The following is a 3086-nucleotide window of genomic DNA, read 5'->3' on the forward strand; positions in this document are numbered from 1 at the left end:
ATTCATCAGTTGAAATTAACAATACAGGTAAAATTATTTCTTACGATAATGCAATTCATGCATATTCCAATAGTGGTAACAATGGAAATGCAAGAGTAAATATTCAAAATACAGAGGATTTGAATTCTGACGGTCATTACGGAATATATGCTGAATCCGATACTTCAGATGGAAATTCATCAGTTGAAATTAACAATACAGGTAAAATTATTTCTTACGATAATGCAATTCATGCATATTCCAATAGTGGTAACAGTGGAAATGCAAGAGTAAATATTCAAAATACTGGAGATTTGAATTCTGGCGATTATTACGGAATATATGCTGAATCCGATACTTCAGATGGAAATTCATTAGTTGAAATTAACAATACAGGTAAAATTACTTCTAAAAAAGATGCAATATATGGTATATCTTATGCTAATCATGGAGATGCAAGAGTAAATATTACAAATTCAGGGGATTTGAATTCTACCGATTATTACGGAATATATGCTAAATCCGATACTTCAGATGGAAGTTCATCAGTTGAAATTAACAATATAGGTAAAATTATTTCTTACGAGGATGCAATTTATGCATATTCCAATAGTGGTAACAGTGGAAATGTAAGAGTAAATATTCAAAATACAGAGGATTTGAATTCTGGCAGTTATGGAATAAACGGTCAAGCTTATAACAATCCAGATGAAGGGGATGTATTAGTTGATATTAACAATTCAGGAAATATAATTTCTAAGAATGATACAATTCATGCATATTCTAATAATGGTAACAGTGGAGATGCAAGAGTAAATATTACAAATTCAGGGGATTTGAATTCTACCGATTATTATGGAATAAATGCTGAATCCGATATTTCAGATGGAAATTCATCAGTTGAAATTAACAATACAGGTAAAATTACTTCTAAAAAAGATGCAATATATGGTATATCTTATGCTAATCATGGAGATGCAAGAGTAAATATTACAAATTCAGGGGATTTGAATTCTACTGCTTATCGTGGAATAAACACCTATTCTCAAACTTCTATAGGTGGTTCAACAGTTGATATTGACAATTCAGGAAAAATTGATTCTAATAAAAGTGCTATTCTTGTTCAATCTAATCTTATCGGAAGCGGGTATATACAAGCAACAGTTCACAACAGTGGAGATCTGCATTCTCATGATATTTATGGGAGAGGAATAGATGTCGGATCTGATAATTATGGAAATGGGAATGTTTCTGTTAATATTATAAATGAAGGAAATATAATTTCTGATAAAGATATGGGAATATCCGGTTCAGCTTCTGTTCAGGATGGGAATGCATCAATTCATATTGACAATTCAGGAAAAATAACTTCTTATAATGATGCAATTCACAGTTTTTCCGCGGTTTTAGAAAATGGAAATGCACATATAAGAATTCAAAACAGAGGGGATTTGAATTCTACCAATAATTACGGAATAAATGTCTGGTCTGAAACCAATACAAGTGATTCAACAGTTAATATTGATAATTCAGGTAACATTGACTCTTATCGAAATGCTATTGAGGTTAGTTCTAAAATTTTGGAGAATGGAAATTCATCAGTGAATCTTCAAAACACAGGGGATTTAAATTCTATTAATAGTTATGGACTATATATTAGATCTCAAACTCCTGAGGGAAATTCATCAGTTAATATTGACAATTCAGGTAAATTAATTTCTTATAATGATACAATTCATAGTTTTTCTGCGGTTTTAGGAAATGGAAATGCACAGATAAATATTCATAACACAGGAGATTTAAACTCTGTTTATCATAAAGGAATATATGCTTTTTCTGAAACCAATACAAGCGATTCAATAGTCAATATTGACAATTCAGGTAAAATTGTTTCTGATCAGAGTGCTATTTATAGCAGTTCCGAGTCTTTAGAAAGCGGAAATCTCCAAACAACTATACATAATACTGGAGATTTAAATTCTACCAATTCCTTTGGTATAGAAGTGCGTTCTGCAACCAAGAGAGCTGATTCAAGGATTGATATCGACAATTCAGGTAAAATTGTTTCTGATCTGAGTGCTATTTACAGTGCTTCAAAAATTATGGAAAATGGAAATGAAACAGTCAATATTCAAAACAGAGGTAATTTGAATTCCAATTTGGATAGTATAATAGTTCGTTCTGCTACCAATGAAGGCAATGTATCAGTTAATATTAATAATTCAGGAAATATAATTTCTAATTCAAAGATAATACGTACAGAATCTGTTGCTACTAAAGAGAATAAAATTACTATTACAAATAACGGAAATATTAATGCTGATGTTGGAATATATACCAAAGCATCAAGCAGCGAAGGTAATGTAACAATTACAATAACAAATCAAAGATCAATTTTGGCATCTACAGCCTTTGTTTTTTATACTGATGCAAACGATACAGCGGATGTAAAGATATTAAACAGAGGAAATATTGTTGCCGAAAATGTAATAGACGATTTTTCAGGAAATGTGGCACCACATGAGAGTAAAGTTTTAGAAAACAGAGGATATATAGAGGGGGATTTTGACAGTGATAAGTTTGATATAGAGAACTACGGAAGGATAGCATTAAAGACATTTAACCCTTCAAATGTAAAAAGCTATACAGGAAAAAAAGGCGGAGAGCTAGATATAAATATGGAGGCAGATGAAAATGCAACATTAAGATATACAAAACTTTATGCTGAGAATGTAACAATGGAAGATAGAACAAAGATATTTGTAAATGTAAGAGAGCTAAATGCCACAAAAGATCAGTTAATCGGTCAGACATTGGACGGAGTTGTGGTATCAGACAACAACATTACTTACAATGGTAATGTATTAGTTGGAGACAATTCTGCATTATTAGATTTTACCGCTGTGGAAAATGATATGAACATATCATTGAATATCATCGAAGGTAAAAAGATAGCAGAGGCGGTTAGAAACGGAGGTGTTGGCGCAGTTTCCGATGCGGGAGAAGTTTTAGATAATTACCAAACAGGTACAAATCCTGAACTTGATGAATTTAAAAACAACTTGTATGATTTGGAGAGAGATGAAGATGTAGCGAATGCTGTTGCT

The 3086-nt window shown here is 31.6% G+C and carries 1 protein-coding gene; it reads left to right on the forward strand.

Annotation, left to right across the window (positions count from 1 at the left end; genetic code table 11):
* Positions 1–3086 (forward strand): beta strand repeat-containing protein (locus LNAT_RS08760; RefSeq protein WP_172413519.1); only part of this gene is annotated, 3086 nt, incomplete at both ends.

The organism is Lebetimonas natsushimae, assembly GCF_002335445.1.
Lineage (GTDB): Bacteria > Campylobacterota > Campylobacteria > Campylobacterales > Nautiliaceae > Lebetimonas > Lebetimonas natsushimae.